The sequence below is a fragment of the Nitrospirota bacterium genome (assembly GCA_016214385.1).
Classification (GTDB): domain Bacteria; phylum Nitrospirota; class Thermodesulfovibrionia; order UBA6902; family JACROP01; genus JACROP01.
In genome coordinates, this window is sequence record JACROP010000163.1 from 1 (window position 1) to 14,329 (window position 14,329).

Annotated in this window: 13 protein-coding genes; 12 read left to right on the plus strand and 1 reads right to left on the minus strand. The window is 44.2% G+C overall.

Translation table 11 applies throughout. The features are described from left to right. The 10 genes from HZC12_10045 to holA all read left to right on the plus strand — a co-directional run. The coding region (locus HZC12_10045) for a hypothetical protein (protein ID MBI5027045.1) at positions 1-388 on the plus strand (388 nt) is incomplete at its 5' end. Positions 389-447: 59 nt separating this feature from the next. Continuing rightward, positions 448-1,548, plus strand: a complete 1,101-nt coding sequence (locus HZC12_10050; GenBank protein MBI5027046.1) for a response regulator — start codon at positions 448-450, stop codon at positions 1,546-1,548. Beyond that, positions 1,548-2,312 (plus strand): ABC transporter permease, encoded by a 765-nt coding sequence (locus tag HZC12_10055; protein MBI5027047.1) that lies wholly within the window; start codon positions 1,548-1,550, stop codon positions 2,310-2,312. The genes HZC12_10050 and HZC12_10055 overlap by 1 nt, the downstream gene beginning before the upstream one ends. Positions 2,313-2,508: 196 nt before the next feature. Further along, entirely contained in the window at positions 2,509-3,234 is a 726-nt protein-coding gene (locus tag HZC12_10060) for an ATP-binding cassette domain-containing protein (GenBank protein MBI5027048.1), read from the plus strand. 32 nt (positions 3,235-3,266) lie between these two features. After that, a complete protein-coding gene (locus HZC12_10065; protein MBI5027049.1) occupies positions 3,267-4,268 on the plus strand; it encodes an MCE family protein in 1,002 nt (333 codons plus the stop codon). A 20-nt stretch (positions 4,269-4,288) separates the two neighbouring features. Next, on the plus strand, positions 4,289-5,674 hold the full coding sequence (locus tag HZC12_10070; GenBank protein MBI5027050.1) for a class II fumarate hydratase: 1,386 nt from the start codon (positions 4,289-4,291) through the stop codon (positions 5,672-5,674). Positions 5,675-5,853: 179 nt separating this feature from the next. After that, positions 5,854-6,060 (plus strand): cold-shock protein, encoded by a 207-nt coding sequence (locus HZC12_10075; protein ID MBI5027051.1) that lies wholly within the window; start codon positions 5,854-5,856, stop codon positions 6,058-6,060. Positions 6,061-6,210: 150 nt separating this feature from the next. After that, positions 6,211-8,811 carry a leucine--tRNA ligase gene (locus HZC12_10080; protein ID MBI5027052.1) on the plus strand — a complete coding sequence of 867 codons (2,601 nt, stop codon included), beginning with the start codon at positions 6,211-6,213 and terminating at the stop codon, positions 8,809-8,811. A gap of 6 nt (positions 8,812-8,817) precedes the next feature. After that, the gene (locus HZC12_10085; GenBank protein ID MBI5027053.1) at positions 8,818-9,378 is read left to right on the plus strand and encodes a hypothetical protein; all 561 of its coding nucleotides are present in this window, start codon (positions 8,818-8,820) and stop codon (positions 9,376-9,378) included. After that, the gene (gene holA / locus HZC12_10090) at positions 9,368-10,351 is read left to right on the plus strand and encodes a DNA polymerase III subunit delta (protein ID MBI5027054.1); all 984 of its coding nucleotides are present in this window, start codon (positions 9,368-9,370) and stop codon (positions 10,349-10,351) included. The genes HZC12_10085 and holA overlap by 11 nt, the downstream gene beginning before the upstream one ends. Here holA and rpsT read toward each other — a convergent pair. Beyond that, the gene (gene rpsT / locus HZC12_10095) at positions 10,323-10,577 is read right to left on the minus strand and encodes a 30S ribosomal protein S20 (protein MBI5027055.1); all 255 of its coding nucleotides are present in this window, start codon (positions 10,575-10,577) and stop codon (positions 10,323-10,325) included. The two genes, holA and rpsT, sit on opposite strands and share 29 nt — an antisense overlap. Before the next feature lie 320 nt (positions 10,578-10,897). Here rpsT and murJ point away from each other — a divergent pair, with 320 nt between their 5' ends. Both murJ and HZC12_10105 read left to right on the plus strand, forming a co-directional pair. Further along, complete coding sequence (murJ, locus tag HZC12_10100; GenBank protein MBI5027056.1) at positions 10,898-12,466, plus strand: murein biosynthesis integral membrane protein MurJ; 1,569 nt, start codon at positions 10,898-10,900, stop codon at positions 12,464-12,466. A gap of 18 nt (positions 12,467-12,484) precedes the next feature. Next, positions 12,485-14,329: N-6 DNA methylase (locus HZC12_10105; protein ID MBI5027057.1), on the plus strand; the 1,845-nt coding region annotated here is incomplete at its 3' end.

Below are 14,329 nucleotides of genomic sequence, written 5' to 3' on the forward strand. Positions count from 1 at the left end.
AAGCAATGCCATAAAATTCACGCCTGACGGGGGAAGCGTGCGGGTAACTGAACGAAAAGGGATTAGGGATTTAGGATTAGGGGCTAGTGAACAAAAACCAATCCCCAACCCCCAATCCCCAACCCCTGACGCTGATTTTGACATGGTCGAAATCAGCGTAGAGGACACAGGCATAGGGATATCAGAAGAAGACCAGAAAAGACTCTTTCAACCCTTTCAGCAGCTTGAATCGCCTATAACAAAGAAGTATGAAGGGACAGGGCTTGGGCTGTGCATTTCAAAGAGGCTTGTTGAGCTTCATGGCGGGAGGATATGGGTTGAGAGCGAGGCAGGCAAAGGATCGAAATTCAGTTTTGTGATACCGATAAAAACAGTAGCAAGTAGTTAATATTAGTGATAAAATTGAGTTTGCATAAAGCGTTTTTTTAATTTAAAGTGAGGTTGCTGATGGCAGAGCCTAAAAAGTCAAAAGTTCTTGTCGTGGATGATGAAGAGAAAAGCCTGAGACTTCTGGATTCACTCCTGACTGCCGCAGGCTATGAAACAGAAAGCGCCACGAATGGAGTAAAGGCTCTTTCCAGGGCAAAGGATTTTAAACCTGACCTTATCCTTCTCGATATCATGATGCCTGAGATGGATGGTTATAAAGTCTGCCGCAGACTCAAATCTGATTCAAACACTAAGGATATTCCTGTTGTTATGATCACTGCACTCGCAGACAGAGAGTCCAAGCTCGAAGGCCTTGATGCAGGGGCAAGCGATTTTCTTACAAAACCAGTTGACAGGGTGGAATTGAGTTTAAGGGTAAAAAACCTCCTGAAAGTCAAAGAGTATGGAGACTTTCTCAAAGACCACAACAGGATTCTTGAAGAGCAGGTCACAGAAAGGACTATCCAGTTGAGAGAGGCATTTAAAGACCTTGACAATGCTCATAAAAAGATAAAATTCGGCTACATAGAGACAATCTACAGGCTTACCCTTGCGGCAGAATATAAAGATGAAGATACAGCTACCCACATAAAAAGGATAAGCTATTATTCAAGACTTCTGGCAGAACACCTCAGGCTACCTGATGAGGTATATGAAACAATATTCTACGCAAGCCCGATGCACGATGTCGGGAAAATAGGTATCCCGGACAGTATTCTTCTCAAGCCAGGGAAGCTAACACCTGAGGAATGGGATGTAATGAAGACTCATACAACTATGGGGGGGAAGATTCTTCATGGCTCTGAGTCAGACTTTCTTAAGATGGCAGAGGTGATCGCCCTTACGCATCACGAGAGGTGGGACGGCACAGGCTATCCAAAGGGGCTGAAGGGAGAGGATAGCCCGATAGTTGGCAGGATAGTAATGCTTGTAGACCAGTATGACTCCCTCAGGAGCAACAGGCCATACAAGCCTGCCTTTGATCACGAAAAGACTTACAGGATTATTACTGAAGGCGATGACAGAACAATGCCTTATCATTTTGACCCCAGGATACTCCAGGCATTCAAGGACGTCCACATAGAGTTTGAGAAGATTTATGAGAGATTCAGAGATTGATGACAGTCCTCGAGAAAGTTAAGGAATATTTACTTGTGGTTCAGGAATTCTCACTGCTCTCGTTTCAGGCTTTTCTCAATATATTCAAAAAACCCAGGTATGTACATGAAATTATTTTTCAGATGGACGGTATTGGGATTGGTTCAATCTTTATTGTTGTGCTTACAGGTATTTTCACAGGGATGGTCCTTGCCCTTCAGACTTCGACCCAGCTTGAGATATTCGGCGCATCTATATACGTGGGCAAAATTGTCAGCCTCTCGATGGTGAGGGAGCTTGGCCCTGTCCTCGCAGCCCTTATGGTCGCTGGCAGGGTGGGCTCTGGCATTGCAGCAGAGATAGGCTCAATGGTTGTCACAGAGCAGATAGATGCAATGAAGGTTGAAGGCACAGACCCGATTAAGCGCCTTGTAACACCGCGGCTTGTGGCGTGTATAATTATGTTTCCAATGCTTGCAGTGCTGTGCGATATAGTGGGAATTTTCGGCGGCTCTTTGATAGCGATTTTTACCCTGAAGTTAGGGGCTGTTTTTTACTGGAATCAGGTTTTTGATATCCTTAGATATCCTGATTTAATCTCAGGCTTTTCCAAACCCGTGGTCTTCGGTTTTATTGTTGCAATGGTAGGCTCTTTTGTAGGGCTGAGAACCACAGGAGGCACTGAGGGTGTAGGGAGGTCTACAACTAAGTCTGTGGTTGCGTCCTGCATCTTAATCCTCATTACGGATTTTTTTATGACCAAATTATTTTTTGCCATACTATGAAATTAGTGTCCGATAAACCTTGTAAAGGCGTTGATAATACATAATTTTCATTAGCAATGTTTAATGAGCCATTTCATGTCATTCCTGCGAAAGCAGGAATCCAGTCCTTTAAGTGTATCTTCTGGATTCCCGCCTGCGCGGGAATGACGACAAAAGAAAAATTCTCAAACTTTTAGCGGACAATAGTGATACTATGATTATAGAACTCAGTAAAGTATCGCTGGCCTTAGGAAACTCGATGGTTCTTAAGGACATAAATCTTGCACTCAAGAAAGGTTCAATTATGGTAATCCTCGGGGCAAGTGGTTCTGGCAAGACAATGACCCTTAAGATAATCCTTGGCCTTTACATGCCTGATTCAGGAAAGGTCTTTGTGGATGGCGAAGATATCACCACAATGCCTGAGGAAGGGCTTTACCGGGTGAGACAGAAGATGGGTATGGTTTTTCAAAGCAATGCCCTATTTGATTCTCTTACTGTTGGGGAAAATGTGTCCTTCAGGTTAAGGGAATTGGCTTTAGCCGAAGATGTGATAGAGGAGAAGGTCATTGAGAGCCTGAGTTTTGTCGGACTCGAACACGCCATAGATATGATGCCTTCAGAGTTGAGTGGCGGTATGAAAAAGAGGGTTGCCATAGCAAGGGCCATAGCATCCTCTCCAGAGATTTTACTCTATGATGAACCGACCACAGGCCTTGACCCGACAAATGCCCACAATGTCTGCAGGCTCATAAGAGACCTCAGGGACAAGAAGGGCGTCAGTTCGATAGTGGTTACTCATGAGCTCCAATATGCCTTTATGGTGGCAGATGACCTTTCGGTTATTCATGAGGGGGAATTGATTTTTAAAGGTACCCCTGATGAACTTGCCATGTCAGAGGATGAACGGGTCAGGAGTTTTCTTGGCTCTCAGTTAAAATAGGAAATGGGAAACAAGAAAAAAGGAGGTCTAACATGAAAAAAAGTAAAGACATTGCTTGGAGCCAGATGAAGGTTGGCATTTTCGTTATTGCGAGCCTCGCCATCTTCATGATTTTTGTGTTTCAGGTTGGCAGGGGGATTACGATTTTTAGCAAGAAGTCACAGCTCAGCCTATACTTAGATTCAGCGAGCGGACTTAAGGTCGGAGATGTTGTAAGGGTATCCGGTATTGATGTGGGGAATGTAAAGAGTATAAGATTCCCTGAGTCAGCGTCAAAAAAAGGGGTAGAGGTAGAGATGGTGATTGACAGGGAAGCAATGCAGAGGATTCGCGCTGATTCTGTTGCAATAATAGGGACAATAGGACTCCTCGGAGACAGATATATAGAGATAACAGCAGGGGACGTATCACAACCAGAGATAAAGGATAAGGAAGTTATTAAGGGAGTTGGCGAAAGCGATATTGACAGGACCCTTTCAATGGCCTCAGCGAGCCTTAATGCCCTTAACAGGACATTAAAACAGCTCGAGGAGGTTCTGGATATGATAACGAGTGGAGAGGGCTCTGTTGGCAGATTATTCTCTGACCCAAAGCTTTATGATGAGGCTTCGATGCTGCTCAAAAAGAGTAAGAATTTGATTGAGAATGTTGAGAAGGGCAGAGGAACTATGGGCAAGTTTGTGGTTGACGACACTGTTTATAACAATCTCCTTTCCACCTCAAAAAAAGCTGACCAGGTCTTTGAGAGGCTCAATACAGGAAACCTTGCAAAATTATCCGACGATAAAGAGATTTATAATGATTTGAAATCCTTTTTCCAGAAAAGCAACATCTTTATACAGAAACTCGATCAGGGCAGTGAAAAGGCCGATTCAATAATAGAGGGACTTCGCAGGGGAGAAGGCTCTGCTGGAAAACTCCTCAAAGATGACAAGCTCTATGAAGAGGCAATGACATTTTTCAAAAATGCAGATGAGCTGGTAAAGGATATCAAGGAGAATCCCAGGAGATATTTTAAATTCAGCCTGTTTTAGATTCAGAATACGAGGTGATTATGAACTACAGGGTTGAGAGAGATACCCTTGGTGAAGTGAAAGTTCCTGCTAATGCTCTGTTTGGCGCACAGACACAGAGGGCAAGGGAAAATTTTCAGATAAGTGGGCTAAGGCTTCCGAGGCGTTTCATAAGGGCGCAGGGGATAGTAAAGCTCTCTGCTGCAATGGCCAATGGCGCACTCGGTCTCCTCGATAAAAAGATCCTTAAGGCTGTTGAAAGAGCAGCAGAAGAGGTCATAAAAGGCCTCCATGACAGCCATTTTGTTGTTGACGTTTATCAGGCCGGGGCAGGGACATCCCAGAACATGAACGCCAATGAAGTGATAGCCAACAGGGCCATTGAAATACTTGCTGGCAAAAGGGGTGATTATTCTTTAGTCCACCCGAACGACCATGTTAATATGGCCCAGTCCACAAATGACACTATACCAACAGCCCTCTATATTTCATCATATGAGGCAGTAAAATATGAGCTTTTGCCTTCCCTTAAAGGCCTCCACAGGGCTCTTCAAAAAAAAGCAAGAGAGTTTCATAAGATAATAAAATCAGGGAGGACGCATCTTCAGGATGCAGTTCCCATGAGGCTCGGTCAGGAATTCGGAGGCTTTGCGCATGCTCTGAAGAGGGATACGGGCAGAATAACTATTGCATCGCAGTCCCTTCTCTATCTTCCCCTCGGAGGAAATGCTGTTGGTACAGGCATCAATGCACATCCAAAATATGCAGGCCTTGCAGTCAGGGAGATAGCAAAGATTACTGGAATAAAGTTTAAAAAATCAGAAAATTTCTTTGAGGGCATACAGAATGTAAATCCTGCATTAGAGCTGAGCGCATCCTTAAGAGGACTTGCAGTTACACTGACAAAAATAGCCAATGACTTGAGACTCCTCAGCTCAGGGCCGAGGACAGGGCTTGCAGAGATAAAGCTCCCTACTGTTCAGCCTGGCTCTTCCATCATGCCAGGCAAGGTAAATCCGGTAATGGCTGAGATGCTCAACATGGTATGTTTTCAGGTCATGGGGAATGACACAGCCATTGTCTTTGCCGCCCAGGCCTCACAGCTTGAGTTAAATGTCATGATGCCTGTTATTGCTTACAACTTACTCTGGTCAATTGAAATTCTCTGCAGTGGTATAAAGGCCTTTACTGAGAGGTGTGTCCTGGGGATAGAGGCTGATGAGCATAGATGCAGGGAGCTTATGGAGAGGAGCCTTGCACTTGCAACTGCCCTTACCACCAGAATAGGCTACCAGAGGGCTGCTGAAATATCCATGGAGGCATACATGACAGGGAAGACGGTACGTGAGGTTGCTGTTGAAAGAGGAGTGCTTACACAGTCAGAGGCATCTTTACTCTTAAACCCATCAAAGCTCGCTGGTCTATGACTCGTAGAGCGGCATTAACAAAAAGACTCTATAAATATTCTTGACAGTAGTCAATGCGCTGTGGTATAAGGTAATCGTGTTTTTGGGGGAGAGAGGCTTCCCCATGTCCCATTGCTTTAGCCTTGGGAATTTAGAAACTGTCCCGACGCTTCGGGATAAAAAAGGAGGTTGTAAGAAGCATGTCGTTTGTAGGTACAATTAAGTGGTTTAATGAGGCCAAGGGTTTTGGTTTTATTCAGCAGGACAATGGTCCTGACGTCTTTGTTCATTACTCAGCCATTAAAGGCGATGGGTATAAGACCATGGCTGAAGGGCAGAGAGTAGAGTTTGACATTGTCCAGGGAGAGAAAGGTCCCAAGGCTGCTAATGTAGTTAAGATCCAATAATTCAGCTTGCCCGAGAAGCCCCCCGCTGTTACATCGGGGGGCTTTTTTTATGCCTATTCTTATTCCTTGATAAGATGTTCTCATATATGATAATTTTATCTTTAATTTGTTGAAGATTCCGAAAGCACCAGAAAATACCTGGAGGTAGATTTGGAAGAGAGGTATAACCCTCAAAAGACAGAAGAAAAATGGCAGAAGTACTGGGCTGAAAAGGGGCTCTTCGAGGTTAAAGAGGATCCATCCAGGCCAAAATATTATTGCCTTGAGATGTTTCCATACCCTTCGGGCGATATCCATATGGGCCATGCGAGGGTTTATGTCATTGGAGATGTAATCGCAAGGTTTAAGAGAATGAGGGGATATAATGTGCTCCATCCCATGGGATGGGATGCCTTCGGGCTTCCTGCAGAGAATGCCGCTATCAAGCACAGAATCCACCCTGCCCGATGGACAGAAGAAAATATAAACTACATGAAGGGCCAGCTTAAAATGCTTGGCCTCTCCTATAACTGGAAGAGGGAGATAAATACCTCAGAACCTGATTATTACCGTTGGAATCAGTGGCTCTTCATAAAGATGTTTGAGAGGGGTCTGGTCTATAAAAAGAAATCCTCTGTTAACTGGTGCCCCTCCTGCGAGACCGTCCTCGCTAATGAACAGGTAGTGGATGGCAGGTGCTGGAGGTGTGAATCAGAAGTGATCCCGAAGGAGCTTGAACAATGGTTCTTTAAGATTACAGATTATGCGGAGGAACTCTTAATGTGCTGTGATCAACTACCTGGTTGGCCAGAGAGGGTGCTTACGATGCAGAGAAACTGGATAGGCAGGAGTGAAGGTGTTGAGGTGGATTTCCCTATAAAAGGCTCTGAAAAGATACTGAGAATATATACGACAAGACAGGATACCCTTTATGGTGTCACCTTTATGAGCCTTGCACCGGAACATCCGATTATCCCTGAGCTCGTAAAAGGGACACCATGTGAGAGAGATGTAATGAATTTTGTAGAGAAGGCTAAAAGGCAGGGCCATATCCTAAGGGCATCTGCCGAGGTTGAAAAGGAAGGAGTCTTTACAGGTGCCTATGCCATAAACCCAATGAACGGCAACGAAGTCCCGATATGGATTGCAAATTTCGTCCTTATGGAATATGGGACAGGCGCTATTATGGCAGTACCTGGTCATGATCAGAGGGATTTTGAGTTTGCGAAGAAGTATGGACTGCCGATAAAGGTTGTGATAGTTCCAGAGACGAGAGACGAGAGACAAGAGACCAATTCAGAGACAAGAGACAAGAGACAAGAGACAAGCAATAATAAAAACTCGTCACTCGTCACTCGTCACTCGTCACTTGAAAAGTCACTCGTCACTGAGCCTGCCCTGAGCCTGTCGAAGGGTCACTCGTCACTTAAGTGCGCCTATGAGGGTGAAGGGGTCATGGTAGACTCTGGACCCTTCACAGGCCTCCCTACTGTTGAAGGGAAGGAGAAGATAGCCTTCTATATTGAAGAGAAAGGCCTTGGGAAGAAGGCTGTTAATTACAAGCTCAGGGACTGGGGTATCTCGAGGCAGAGGTATTGGGGAACACCTATCCCTGTCCTTTACTGTGATAACTGCGGGGTTGTTACTGTCCCTGAGGAAAAACTTCCTGTAGTCCTTCCAATGGATGTGGAGATCACAGGAAAGGGTGGGTCTCCCCTGGTAGGGGTTGAAGATTTCGTAAAAACAAAGTGCCCAAGATGCGGAGGCCCTGCAAGAAGGGAGACAGACACAATGGATACCTTTGTGGATTCATCCTGGTATTTTCTCCGTTACTGCTCACCCCGTGCTGATAAATGCCCGATTAATGGAGAGGCAGTTTCATACTGGATGCCTGTTGACCAATATATAGGTGGTATAGAACATGCTGTGCTTCATCTCCTTTATGCCCGTTTCTTCACAAAGGTTATGAGGGATCTTGCCCTGATAAATCTGAATGAACCATTCTCGAATCTCCTTACCCAGGGCATGGTTGTAAAGGATGGTGCGAAGATGTCTAAATCAAAAGGTAATGTTGTTCCCCCTAACTATCTTGTCGATAAATACGGGGCAGACACAGCAAGGCTATTCTGTCTCTTTGCCGCTCCTCCTGAAAAAGACCTCGACTGGTCTGATCAGGGTGTTGAGGGAGCATATCGTTTCCTGGGTAGGGTGTGGAGCCTCGTCTATAAATATAAAGATAAAGTCAACAGCGGTATTGGTGACATTAAAGATTTAGATGAGCATTCAAAAGCGCTTGTAAGAAAGACACATCAGACAATCAAAAAGGTTACTACAAACATCGAGCGGGATTTTCATTTCAACACTGCCATAGCAGCACTGATGGAACTTATAAATGAAATAATGGCTTTTAAACCTGAAAACTCTGAGGACTTTGCGGCTCTTGGTTTTGCTCTGAGGCAGACTGCGCTCCTCCTTTCTCCTTTTGCCCCGCACATTGCAGAGGAACTCTGGGAAGCCCTCGGTGGTAAACAGAGTGTTTTTAATGAGGCATGGCCACGGTGGGACGAGGAGGCCATAAAGGAGGAAGAAATTGAGCTTGTTGTGCAGATAAATGGTAAGCTCAGGAGCAGACTTATGATACCTGCAGGACTTGCTTATGAGGCTATGAAGGAAAGGGTATTTAATGACCCAAAAGTTCTGGAGCATACAAAGGGTAGGTCTCCGAAAAAAGTAATAATTGTCAAGGGTAAGCTTGTGAATATAGTAATTTGAGGTTAAATGAAAGTTCAAAGTTTAAAGTTAAAAGTTAAAAGTTTTGGAAAACTAAGATATTCATTACTCTATTTATTACTTTTCACTTTTCATTTTTCACTTTTCACTGTCTTTGGCTGTGGCTATCATTTGGCAGGTTCAGGCCCTTTACCTTTTAATTCAGCAACCATAGAGGCTGTTGACAACAGGACATATGAGCCACGCCTTGAGGAGAGGCTCCACAGGGCTCTGTCAGAGGAATTTCTTGCCCAGGGGATAAGAGTGATGAGCACTAAAGGCGGAGACCTGGAGCTCAAACCGACAGTAACTTATTTTTTGATGACCCCTATTGCAGAGGTAGGCGGAAAGGTACAGGAGTATGCGATAGTAATGAGGGTTAGTGTCAGGTTGAAAGTCAGAGAAGAGATTATCGAGTTAAAAGATGTTGAATCTCCGGTAAGGATTACCCATAAGGCAGGAGGTAGCGTCAGGGATGCTGTTATGGAGAAGGAAAAGGCGACCGATAGGGCTTGCAGGGAGATTGCGAGGGAGATAATCAATAAGCTCTTTATCCGGTATGCAAAATAAAGGTTTTAATTTAGAGCTCTCCAGGGGCCTTCCAAAGCCTGTGTATTTCCTCTGGAGCGAGGAAAGTTTTTTTCTGGAGGAGGCCCTCAATCAGGCAGTAACATCTGTCTTTGGTCTGAAATATCAAGAGAGGTCGGAATCGACTCGTACCGAGATTGAGTCTGTTTTTTCCTGTGATGTCTTTCATCCTGATACCCCTCCCGCGGATATCATCAATGCAGCGAGAACCCTGCCTTTTATGTCAAAAAGGCGTTTTGTCGCATTGAAGTATTTTCATAGATTCTCCTCTTCAAACATAAAAGCGCTTGCCTCCTATTTCAAGGAACCATGTGAGAGCACATGTATGGTGATACTATCCGAGAAAGAACCCAGGGCATTTGATTTTAAGTGGGTTGTTTATCACCTGAAAATAAGAGAGGCAGAAATACCTCAATGGGTAAAGAACAGGGCATCTGAAAGGGGTATCAGAATGACTGATGGAGCGATTAGTTATCTCATAGAGCTTGTAGGGCCTGATATAGGACTCCTCGTTATGGAAATTGAAAAACTCGCCCTGTCAGGCTTAAAGGACATTGACGTCCATGATATTGAAGCACTGACAGCGGATGTAAGAGGATACACCTCTTTTGACCTTGTAGATGCAATAATTGGCTCTGACAGGGACATGGCCTTCAGGATTTTAAAAAGACTTATTGAGGAGCGGTCATCAGAGCCTTATGCTATCCTCGGTGCCTTAAGCTGGCACTACAGGCAATTTTATAACCTGTGGGAAGGCAAAGGTAAAAGACCGGCAAAGATGAGAGATACTACTTACAAAGTCCTGAGTGGTCTTCTCCCATCTTACAGGGAAGAGGACTTTTGCAGGATTTTTAAAGACCTCCATGAGGCAGATGTTGGAATAAAGACATCAGGAAGGCCAGCAGTTGTCCTTGAGGCTCTACTGATTAAGCTGCTCCAGAGAGGGCGGAATTGATAAGCCTTGTGAGCCGTGAGACCTTCCTGGATGCAGTATTTCTGTGTATTACACCTTTGGATGCAGCCTTATTAATAGCAGGAACAGCTTCGGCAAGGGCAGACCGCGCTCCTTCAAGGTTTTTATTGATCACCTCTGACTCCACTTTTTTTACAAGTGATTTCAGGATGGACTTGATGGACTGGTTTCTCAGCTTCCTTTTTTCAGCTTGCCGTGCCCTTTTCATGGCCGACTTATTCCTTTTTGGTGCTGTCTTAGTTGGCAAATATACCTCCTTGTTTAAGTGAGAAGTAAGTCTTGTGAATAAGATAAAATGCCATATTTTTTAACATTAAAGACACAGGAAAGTCAAGCTCAAAAAAGAGATAGAATAAGACAGATAGGGAAGGCTGGTGAAGAATTTTTATACGACACCTTAACAAAAAGAACTTTATGGAATTTGTAAAAACTTTAAAATTAAAAAGGATAAAACAGGATATAAATCCCGATGCTTCGGGATAAAAATTCTGAGACAGTCTTCCCTATCTGCAATTTTGGGTCAAGCTTATGGATGAGAAAAGAAGGGTCACAAAGGCAGCAGGCCTGATGTCAATTGCAACTTTCATGAGCCGTATTACAGGCTATGTGAAAGATATGGTGCTGGCAAAGGTCTTTGGCGCTACAGGCATGACTGATGCGTTTTTTATTGCCTTTCGTATCCCGAATCTACTGAGAGAACTTTTTGCAGAAGGCTCTATGTCAGCAGCTTTCGTGCCTGTCTTCACAGAACATCTTGCCAGGAATGGAAAAGAAGAGGCAAAGAGGCTCGCAGGGATTGTCTTTGCTTTTTTATTGAGCATTTTAATTATAGTCTGCCTCCTCGGGATCCTGCTCGCGCCCTATATCGTCTCTGCTATTGCCCCTGGCTTTATAAAGGATCCAGCCAAGTTTTCTATGACAGTGCTCCTCACAAGGGCGATGTTTCCATTCCTTGTTTTTGTGAGCCTTGCTGCCCTTGCAATGGGCATACTGAATTCCATGAGGTCTTTCTTTATGCCTGCCCTTGCGCCGCTGTTTCTAAACCTCGGCATAATCGCATCTGCCATTTTTCTCGCACCGGAGTTTTCCGTCCCCCTGCTTGCAATAGCCATAGGTGTTACTTTTGGCGGGGCCCTGCAATATGCTGTTCAGATACCATCCCTTATGAGGCATGGCTTTGACCTGAGGCCAATATTTTCTTTTTCCCATTCAGGGCTGAGGAAGATGCTCATACTTCTGCTGCCTGCCACACTGGGTATGGGTGTTGCCCAGATAAATGTTTTTGTAAGCACAATCTTTGTGTCTTATCTGCCTGATGGAAGTGCCACTTATCTTTACTACGGAATGAGGCTTATTCATTTTCCAATCGGTATTTTTGGTGTTGCCATGGCAATGGCTGTGCTTCCATCCCTTTCAGAGCAGGCAGTTAAAGGCGAGACAGGAGCATTAAGGGATACTTTTTCTTTTAGCCTCAGGCTCCTTTTCTTTATAACAGTCCCTGCCATGACAGGCCTGATAGCCCTATCAGAACCCATAGTAAATATACTCTTTCAGAGGGGGGAGTTCACCTCAGAGGCAACAGCAGGGACTGCCTATGCAGTTATTTTTTACTCTACCGGCCTCTGGGCCTTTGTTGGAGTGAGGGTTGTAACATCAACATTCTATTCACTCCAGGATACCAGGACCCCGGTAAAGGTGGCAGTGCTGTCTGTGCTGAGCAATGTGGTCTTCAGTTTTCTCCTTATGGGCCCTTTAAAACATGGCGGACTTGCCTTTGCGAATGCCCTTGCCTCCTCTATAAACTTTATTTTGCTTTTTTACCTCCTGAGGAAAAAACTTGGTAGAATAGATGGGAGAAACATCCTCAGGTCATTTTCAAAAATTCTTTTTGCCTCTTCCCTCATGGGTCTTATAGGGTGGCTTATCATACACAGCAAGCTCTGGGTGGAAGCAGCGAATACCTTTGAGAAGGCAGGCGCTCTTAGTGTTACAATTGCCCTGTGTATCGGAGTATATCTTTTAATCATGCACTTCGCAAAGAGTGATGAATTTAAATATCTTATAAAGATGTATAGGGAGAGAAAGGCTAAATCATAAACAAAAAAGTTTATAGTTATGTCTGTTATTAATTCATTTAAGGAAAAACTGCAGTTATTAATATCCAAGTTTGAAAGCGATAAGACCCACTATCTTTCAAAAGCCTATCTTGAGGCGCAGGTAAGAATTGATTTCATAAACCCTTTTTTCAAGGCCCTCGGCTGGGACATAGAAAATAAGGCACACAAACCGCCCCATGAAAGAGATGTTATAGTTGAGCTTTCTCCTGAAGCAACAGGAAGGCCGGATTATAATTTCAGGATAAATGGAGCTACGAAGTTTTTTATCGAGGCAAAGGCTCCGTCAGTAGCCCTTGATGATATAAACCATATTCTGCAGGCAAAAAGTTACGCATGGTCAACGAAGGAGGTTTATTTTGTCATCCTTACAGACTTTGAAGAACTAAAACTCTTTGACGCCTCGCTAAAGCCCAACCCGCGATTTCCCAGCGAAGGGCTCGTCTTTGATTTCAAATATACAGACTACCTTAATAATGTCGAAAAGCTCTGGGAGCTATCCAGAGAGAGGGTTGAACAGGGATCTCTTGAAGCCCTTCTTCCGAGAGACACAAAGAGCAAACGGCTCAGAATCCCTCCTGATAAATCTTTCCTCGAAGACTTAACAGTCTGGCGGACAGAGCTTGCGAAGGATGTCCATAAAAGAAACCATGAATTTGATGCAAAACTCTTGAACGATGTTGTCCAGAAACTCCTCGATAGGATCATCTTTATCCGAATTGCTGAGGACAGGAAGATCAGGCCTGACAGGGAACTATGGGAGATTGTTGCCCAATGGAAGGAAGAGGGCAAGAGGAAATCCATAATGACCCATCTGATAGACCTTTTTCATGAGGTTAATGCTGACCTAAACGGCGATATTTTCAAGTCCCATGCCTGCGAGACAGCAGATGTGGATTCGAATCTCTTGGCTGATATTATTGAAAGCCTTTATTTCCCTAAAAGCAGATACCGTTTTGATGCAATCGGGGTGGAGCTTCTCGGAAGTATCTATGAGCGTTATCTTGGAAGCACGATAAGAGTGACTCCGCAAAGAGTTAAGGTTGAGGAAAAGCCAGAAGTCAGAAAGGCAGGGGGTGTTTATTACACACCAAAGTATATCGTTGATTATATTGTTAAGAATACTGTCGGCCAAATCATTGAGGGCAAGACGCCGAGACAGATTGAAAAAATAAAAATCCTTGACCCTGCCTGTGGTTCTGGCTCATTTTTGCTTGGTGCATATCAATACCTAATTGATTATCACTTGAAATATTACAGAGAGCATCCAAAAGAAACACAGGATAATCTCTTTTTTGATTTCTATCATAAGGCAATGCCTGAGGACTTCGCCCTTCCGCTGCGCCTGAAGGCAAATATCCTGCGCAACAATATCTTCGGTGTTGACATTGACCCACAAGCTGTTGAAATAACAATGATGAGCCTTTATCTGAAAGCATTAGAGGGTGAGAGGGGTATATTACCGAAGAAACAGCATCTCCTTCCTCCTTTAAGCAATAACATCAAATGCGGTAACAGCCTTATTGGTTATGACATTTTGGATAACCTTTTCCCCGCCGTCATTCCTGCGAAAGCAGGAATCCAGGAAAAAGGGACTGGATTCCGTGTCAAGCACGGAATGACAGAAAAAGAAGAATGGAGTGATGAGACAAAAAGTCGCATTAATCCATTTGACTGGAACTCAAAGTCGGTTGGATTCGGGGAGATTATGGAGAATGGCGGATTTGATGTGGTTATCGGGAATCCGCCGTATGTAAGAATTCAGGCAATGAAAGAATGGGCACCTGTTGAAGTGGAGTTTTATAAGGAAAAATATAAAACAGCAAAAACAGGCAACTATGATATT

What these genes read in the sequence shown, in the direction of transcription:
- HZC12_10050 (MBI5027046.1), top strand. Translation starts at nt 448, where the DNA reads ATGGCAGAGCCTAAAAAGTCAAAAGTTCTTGTCGTGGATGATGAAGAG.
- HZC12_10055 (MBI5027047.1), top strand. Translation starts at nt 1,548, where the DNA reads ATGACAGTCCTCGAGAAAGTTAAGGAATATTTACTTGTGGTTCAGGAA.
- HZC12_10065 (MBI5027049.1), top strand. Translation starts at nt 3,267, where the DNA reads ATGAAAAAAAGTAAAGACATTGCTTGGAGCCAGATGAAGGTTGGCATT.
- HZC12_10070 (MBI5027050.1), top strand. Translation starts at nt 4,289, where the DNA reads ATGAACTACAGGGTTGAGAGAGATACCCTTGGTGAAGTGAAAGTTCCT.
- HZC12_10075 (MBI5027051.1), top strand. Translation starts at nt 5,854, where the DNA reads ATGTCGTTTGTAGGTACAATTAAGTGGTTTAATGAGGCCAAGGGTTTT.
- HZC12_10085 (MBI5027053.1), top strand. Translation starts at nt 8,818, where the DNA reads ATGAAAGTTCAAAGTTTAAAGTTAAAAGTTAAAAGTTTTGGAAAACTA.
- holA (MBI5027054.1), top strand. Translation starts at nt 9,368, where the DNA reads ATGCAAAATAAAGGTTTTAATTTAGAGCTCTCCAGGGGCCTTCCAAAG.
- rpsT (MBI5027055.1), bottom strand. Translation starts at nt 10,577, where the DNA reads ATGAAAAGGGCACGGCAAGCTGAAAAAAGGAAGCTGAGAAACCAGTCC.
- murJ (MBI5027056.1), top strand. Translation starts at nt 10,898, where the DNA reads ATGGATGAGAAAAGAAGGGTCACAAAGGCAGCAGGCCTGATGTCAATT.